This window comes from Cronbergia sp. UHCC 0137, from assembly GCF_034932285.1.
GTDB lineage: Bacteria > Cyanobacteriota > Cyanobacteriia > Cyanobacteriales > Nostocaceae > Cronbergia.
Window position 1 is genome coordinate 1 of record NZ_JAYGHC010000100.1, and the last position, 7566, is coordinate 7566.

General features: G+C 44.6%; 2 protein-coding genes and 1 pseudogene. 1 reads left to right on the forward strand and 2 read right to left on the reverse strand.

Features of this window, described 5'->3' with window-relative positions:
* Positions 1-194: 194 nt before the first annotated feature.
* Together VB711_RS26110 and VB711_RS26115 are read right to left on the reverse strand one after the other, a co-directional pair.
* The gene (locus VB711_RS26110; protein ID WP_323289350.1) at positions 195-812 is read right to left on the reverse strand and encodes a hypothetical protein; all 618 of its coding nucleotides are present in this window, start codon (positions 810-812) and stop codon (positions 195-197) included.
* A 111-nt stretch (positions 813-923) separates the two neighbouring features.
* Entirely contained in the window at positions 924-6929 is a 6006-nt protein-coding gene (locus VB711_RS26115) for a DUF4347 domain-containing protein (protein ID WP_323289351.1), read from the reverse strand.
* 360 nt (positions 6930-7289) lie between these two features.
* Here VB711_RS26115 and VB711_RS26120 point away from each other — a divergent pair.
* Positions 7290-7566 (forward strand): annotated as a pseudogene (locus VB711_RS26120) (hypothetical protein); the annotation flags it as partial.

The window sequence follows — 7566 nt, forward strand, 5'->3', positions numbered from 1 at the left end:
TCGGATATGTTTCATCATCCGTTCCTTGATCGCTTTACCTATTCTAGTACATCACAAGGTTAATAAACGTTACTAGGCGTTTCCCTCAGACTATTGAATCATCTATCTTATGAGATTGAAAGCGTTTCCATCCTGATGAAATCTGATTTTGGTAGAGGCAATTCCTGAATTGCCTCCATAAACTTTACAAAAGATTACTTTTTAAGACGATTTTTACGCCATTGATTAGCGCCCCAAATCATGCCGAGGGTGAGGATACCTGTGGAAGCATTAGGCTCAAAAGGTACGGGCGTAGCCGTCAAAGTTCCGCCAGACGCACTTTCAAATCCATTACTGTCATTAAATGATAAGCCGCTACCTACTTGTGAATCCAGCCAGTAACCAGCAGTTGAATCACCAATAGAAAAACCAGTCGGCGTGTTAAGCGCTCCATCCTGCAAAATCGTGTTAGTAGCGATTTCATAGTTAAAGTTATACTGACCAACTGAAATCGTTGCAAAATCATAAGAAGCTAGAGGTGTACCATTTTTAAAAAAGTTGAGAGTGAAATCAGTAATTTCGCTATCACTAGACCGAATAAATCCGTCAGAAACGGTGTCAGCACCAGTAAATGTGCCAGTTAACGAATAATTGTCAGCAGAATTCAAAAGCCCATTAGCATTCCAACTAAGATTTAGAGAAATCGCTTCGGCTGAAGATGCCCCAGCGATATAGGTGGTGAAACTGATAACCAAAGCGGAGCAGATTTTAGCGAGTTTAGTCATGATATTTCTTGGTTGATTGGGAGAAATTAAAGTTAAGGAAGTAGGCATTGCTGATTTTATGTATGCAAAATCACTTGCATGATCTCAAAACCTTTGTAGAGACGTGACCTGGGTAGGGATTCTCGTCTCTACACCTAAATTCATAGGTCAAATCCAACGTCAGTCCAATACGAAATTACTTGAATTATTAATCGTCGAAACATTGATATTCAGCACAGTGGCCAGAAGACTACTGTCAGAAAGAATCTGGGTATGTAGTCCACTTTGATTAAATGTGAGGCTACCAAAAGTTAGCGTACCAGTAAGACCAAAACGGTCAGTGCCACTTACGAAATCGAAAATGATGTCACTACCCGATCCAGTTTCTAGGACGAAGGTATCTGCATCTGCTCCACCTGTAAGCTGATCGTTACCTGGACCACCACGGAGGATGTCATTGCCAGCACCACCAAAGAGGCGATCTACACCTCCATAGCCATTGAGGAAGTCGTTGCCATCACCGCCATTAAGAACATCGTTACCCGACCCACCAAGAATGGAATCATTGCCCAAACCTGCTGAGGCAAATATATTTCCTGTTCTACTACTCAAGTTAATTGTGTCATTGCCAGATCCAGTTGTCACATTGACCACGGATGAACCAGATGGAGCGACAATTATTTCATCTTGGTTGCTGGTGAGGCGATTGTAGAAATCAACAATCGAGAGAACTGAAGTGGTGATTCCTCCTAATGTGGCTCCATAGGCTACTCCTGTGGGGTCGCTTAGGGATAGATTCACGGTTTCTGTTGATTCGGTGATGCTATCCAAGACAATTGGCACGACTACGGTTTGGCTGGTTTCGCCATCGGCAAAGTTGACGGTAATGGGGGTGTTGTTGTAATCAGTATTGGGTGTGGCTGTGCCTCCGCCCAAGTTGACGGTGACGCTGGCTGCGCCTGTGGTGTTGACTGTACGGTTGATCGTAATCGCTCCAGTAGTGGTTCCATCTTCGTTAACGCTGTAGTTGGCGGCGCTAAATCCAAAAACGCTGGGATTTTCGTTGACAGCAGCCAGTTGGACATCGTTACCTGAGCCGCCTTGGTAGGTAATAAAGATACCGTAGCCGCCAACTCCTCCGACTCGCGCTCCTTCTGCTAGTCCTGTAAATGTGCCAGCAACTGGATCGGTTCCATCGTTGTTGATCAGGGTATAGAAGGTGTTTGCAGCAGGGGCGGTATAGCCTGTCAAATCAAGGTCTAGGACTGAGCCATCTAGGTCTACTGCACCTGTGAGGTTAATGGTGTCAAACCTGCTAACGCTGGCGTTGTAGTCAACTTTGATGATGTCGTTGAGGAATAGATTACCTTCGGTGACGTTGACGGTTGCGCCGAGGGTGGTTGTGCCAACAACAGCATCATCATCTTGGTTGATAAATACGTTACCTGCGGTGGTGATGCTGGTGGTGTTGGCTAGGTTGATGCTGCTTGACAGTAGGTTGATGTTGCCTGTGGTGCTAGATATCGCGCCACCATTAATCAGGTTAATACCGAATCCTGTGCCACTTCCTGTGCCTGTGAGAGAAATTGCGCCACTGTTGCTTTGAATTGCAGAACCAACACCATCGACTCTGATACCATCGCCTGATGTGCCGCCACCTGTACCTGTGAGGGTAACTGTAGCTAAACCAGTGGCAACGATGTTTCCTCTGTTGGCAAAAACACCATGATTGTTTGTAGTACCTGTGCCGCCTGTGCCTGTAACAATAATAGCACCATCTACTGAAGTGATATTGTTGCCAGTTCCAAAAACAAAAACACCGTAATTGTTTGAACCTGTGGCAGTGGTAGAGCCTTGACCTGTGACATTAATCACTCCCGTTCCCGTTGATGAAATAGCACCGCCAGATTGTACCAAAACACCAAAGTTAAAATCTGTGCCAGAACCACCAGTACCTGTAATAGCGATCTCGCCCGTTCCTGTTGATGAAATAGCACCGCCAGATTGTACCAAAACACCATAATTAGATGATGTGCCAGAACCACCAGTACCTGTAACCGCGATCTCGCCCGTTCCTGTTGATGAAATAGCACCGCCACCTGATAACAGAACACCATAATTACCATTCGTGCCAGCACCACCAGTACCTGTGACAGCGATCGCGCCATCTTCAGAACTAATCTTACTATTAGTTCCAAAAACAGAAATACCGTGATTAGCCTCCCCTGTGGCAGTAGTAGAGCCTTGACCTGTGACATTAATCACTCCCGTTCCTGTTGATGAAATAGCACCGCCATTTAATAACAGAACACCATGATTAACATTCGTGCCAGCACCACCAGTACCTGTAACCGCGATCGCGCCATCTTCAGAACTAATCTTACTGTTAGTTCCAGAAACAGAAATACCGTAATTGTTTCCACCTGTGGCAGTGGCAGAGCCTTGACCTGTGACATTAATCGTTGCCGTTCCTGTTGATGAAATAGCGCCGCCAGAATTGACATAAACACCATAATTATCTGATGTGCCAGAACCACCAGTACCTGTAACCGCGATCGCTCCTGCTGAGGAAATAGCGCCGCCAGAATTGACATAAACACCATAATTATTATTAGTGCCAGAACCACCAGTACCATTAACCTCGATCGCGCCATTTACCGAACTAATTGTGCTGTTAGCTCCCTCAATGTTAATACCGAAATTTTGTTGTCCTGTGGCTCTGGTAGAACCTTGACCTGTAACTGCAATCGTGGCGGTTCCTGTTGAGGAAATAGAGCCGCCATCGAATAGTTCAACACCAAAGTTTTGATTTGTGCCTGAACCACCCGTACCTGTAACCGCGATCGCGCCATTTACCGAACTAATTGTGCTGTTAGTTCCCTGAATAAGAACACCTTCATTAAAAATCCCTGTAGCAGTGTTTGAGCCTTGACCTATGACCGTAATTCTAGCTGTTCCTGTTGAGGAAATACCCCCGCCATTAAATACCAAAACACCAATGTTTTGATCTGTGCCTTTACCACCCGTACCTGTAACGGTGATCGCGCCATTTACAGAACTAATCTTGCTGTTAGTACCGTTAACACGAATACCTTCATTGTTAGTACCTGTAGTGTTAGTAGATCCTTTACCTGTGACATTAATGGTGGCTGTTCCTGTCGAGGAAATAGCACCGCCAGCATTGACAAGAACACCAATGTTAAAATTCGTGCCTGAACCACCAGTACCATCAACATCGATCGCGCCATTTACAGAGCTAATTTTGCTGTCAGTTCCCTCAATGACAACACCGAAATTTTGTTGTCCTGTGGCTGTGGTAGAGCCTTGCCCTGTGACAGTAATCCTGGCTGCACTCGCTCCTGTTCCTGTTGATGAAATAGCACCGCCAAAATTGACATAAACACCATGATTAGAATCTGTGCCAGAACCACCAGTACCATCAACCACTATCGCGCCATCTACCGAAGTAATCTTGCTGTTAGGACTGATAACAAGAACACCTTGATTGTTAGCACCTGTAGTGTTTGTAGCTCCTTGCCCTGTGACAGTAATCGTGGCTGCACTCGCTCCTGTTCCTGTTGAGGAAATAGCGCCGCCAACACTGACAAGAACACCAATATTAGAAGTCGTGCCAGAACCACCAGTACCATCAACTGTGATCGCGCCATTTACCGAACTAATTGTGCTGTTAGTTCCATCAATGTAAACACCGTAATTGTTGTTACCTGTAGCAGTGATAGAGCCTTGACCTGTGACCGTAACCGTTCCCGTTCCTGTTGATGAAATAGCGCCGCCAAAATTGACAGCAACACCAAAATTAGATGATGTGCCTGAACCACCAGTACCATTAACCGCGATCGCTCCTGTTCCTGTTGAGGAAATAGCACCGCCAGAATTGACATAAACACCATAGTTTTGAATTGTGCCAGAACCGCCTGTACCTGTAACGGCGATCGCGCCATTTACCGAGCTAATAATGTTGCCATTAACAAAAACACCATAATTACCTGAGCCAGAATCACTACCCTTGCCATTCAAAGTAATCGTGCCATCAATAGTGGAGGTAACACTAGCGTTATTAACGTTAATACCTATGGAGTTCGTAGTCAGTCCACCCTGAGTGAGAAGTTTAATATTCCCTGCGACGGCTAATGAGTTAACAACAGTAATATTAACGCCACTAGTAACGTTTAGTGAATCATTGAATGTAGCAGTCGTATTAATGTTTACCGCGCCACTGTTGGCATCACCAATGTTAATGGCAGAAAACCCACCATTAAAGCTGCTAATTTCGGCGGCGGTGAGCTTTAATGTGCCTGTGCTGCTATCCCCTAGCCCAATCGTAGTTCCATTCGTTTTTTGCAGAATAGTTAGGCTTCCAGTACTGGAAATGGTATCGGGTCCTGCCGCCAAATTCATCCTATCGGCTTTAAGGGTAATATTGCCTGTGACGCTGGAAATCTCACCACCAGTCAGGTTAATACCGAATCCTGTGGTAGAGGTAGGTTCTGCTTCTGTGCCTGTGAGAGCGATCGCGCCACTATCGCTTTGAATCTTTGATCCTGCGCCTTCTAGTTTGATGCCATCTGCTGATATGCCACCGCCAGTGCCTATAACTTCAATATTCCCTGTTTGTGTTGTGGTAATAGCACCACCATTCAGGAGATAAATACCTATGTTGTCACCACTATCCCTCGTACCGCCAGTCCCCGTAACTGAGATTTTGCCATTGGCTGAAGAGATTAGAGTATTAGAGTCTCGGAGTTCGATACCAGCACCAATGCCGTCGTTCCCATTGCCTGAGCTTACTCCAGTGGCAATTATGGTGATATCGCCATCTGCTGAAGTGATCTTACCGCTAGTTTCTAGTAATAGCCCTCGATTGCCAACGTTTCCTTCGTTTGGATCTCCTCCTCCTAAGGCAGTAATGATAATCGTGCCAGTGCCTTGGGTCTTGATAGAACCACCATTGTCAAGTCTTACACCAATGTTATCCGACCCTGTTCCTCCACCAGTTCCTGTTACATCAATATTGCCGTTCAGGGAGCTAATGGTGGCGGTATTTCCTGTTACAAAAACACCATGATTAGAATTATTTGATCCACCACTACCCTTACCATTCAAGGTAATCATGCCGTCAGCAGAGGTAATACTAGCACCATTAATGTCAATACCTGTGGAGTTAACTGAAGTCAGTCCACCGAGAGCAGTGAGGTTAATATTCCCAGTGGCATCTCCTGTAGTGGTAGTTAAACTAGAGCCACTATTGAAAACAATACTTTGCCCCGCCGTCCAATCGACATCACCGCGATCGGGCGTATCAAAAATGGTTAGCGCCACATTTGTCGCCACATTAATAGTCTGCACATTGACAATCGAGAAGTCATTAGTTTTGAGATTGCCATTGAGGTTGACGCGATCGCCATTCGTATAGCCACTGCCATTGAGGATCAAATCAAGACTAAAACCAGTACCGACACTATTAACATTAAAGGTAGCTCCATCTAAATCATTATCAACTTGTAAACCATTGCCAGTATTGGTATAGCTCGTCGTCGTACCATTAAAATCAGAAATAACATCAGTGTCTACTCCATTTGCCGTAATGGTAATAATTTCCGGTTGTACTATACCGAAAACCCCTGCATAACTCGCTAAAACATTATTCTCAATCATCAGAGGCGTAGTGACTGCCCCAGTTTGCACCGCTAAACTCCAAGTACCACCCAAATCTCTATTTCCGACCTTAGTAGTCGCCGCCGCCACACTTGCCCCAGTAACCACAGCCAACTGCTTAACAAAATCTTGACCCGTTGCACCTGACGCAACCTCACAGGCATAGAGGGAAATTTCATCAACTTGCCATGACTGCAAAGCCGTTGCATAATTCAGCAAATTACTCAAATTCAGGCTTGTATTACCTAGCCGCAACTCACCTTCAGAGCCATGAGCAACGATCTGCAATACACTAAAATCACCAGCCCGTAGCACCTCACCAATTTGAGCAATACCATCACGATGGCGATCCAAGACCAACACACCCGCATCAGGTAAAACGCCCCCAATCAAAAACTCGCGATCGTCAACACCCGCATCAATAACCACAAGAGCGCGGCTAACATTCGTCACATTCTTGCTTGGTATTGAAGAGTCAATAACCGAAGCAGTCGTCTCTAAGTTGGTCATCTGAATCCTAATTATGAATGATAAAACAGCATGGCAATGGCAAGCACAAGAATAGCTCTCAGTAAAGCCTGAAACTAAAATCAAACATCCTGTACTTATGTATGTGCTACTAATGAGTATTACATACATATCCATGAAAATTTAAATATATTCAGGTGAAAAAACAACCATTTAGGTCAAAACAGATAGCTTACTCGTATTATCTAATCTGAGGCAAAAGGTTCTAACCCTCCACAAAAGCTTGCTATGTACCAGGTTTAATGACAATTTGCTGTAGAAAAGCGATCGCCCTTGATTATGGAAATCTGCGGTAAAGATTGTGTTAAAGTAAGAAAAATAAATTAAGGCGATGAAGTTGCTATGGTACTAACAAAACCAATAATTGCCCCACCAACTACATCTGAACATCATCAAATTACACTACCAGACCATACACAATTGCCAGAGTCAGATGGAACATTTGTGAAAAATTTTCAAGAGCTACCCCAAAGTATAATTCTCACAACATCTATAGAACCAATATTAGAAAAACTACACCCAGACGGACGTTATTGTATTGGCCAAGATAGCGGTATTTATTGGAAATTAACAGAACCACCACTAGATGGAGTCAAAGCACCAGACTGGTTTTATGTTC

Coding starts and splice junctions, on each gene's coding strand:
- VB711_RS26110 (WP_323289350.1), bottom strand. CDS start 812: ATGCCTACTTCCTTAACTTTAATTTCTCCCAATCAACCAAGAAATATC.
- VB711_RS26115 (WP_323289351.1), bottom strand. CDS start 6,929: ATGACCAACTTAGAGACGACTGCTTCGGTTATTGACTCTTCAATACCA.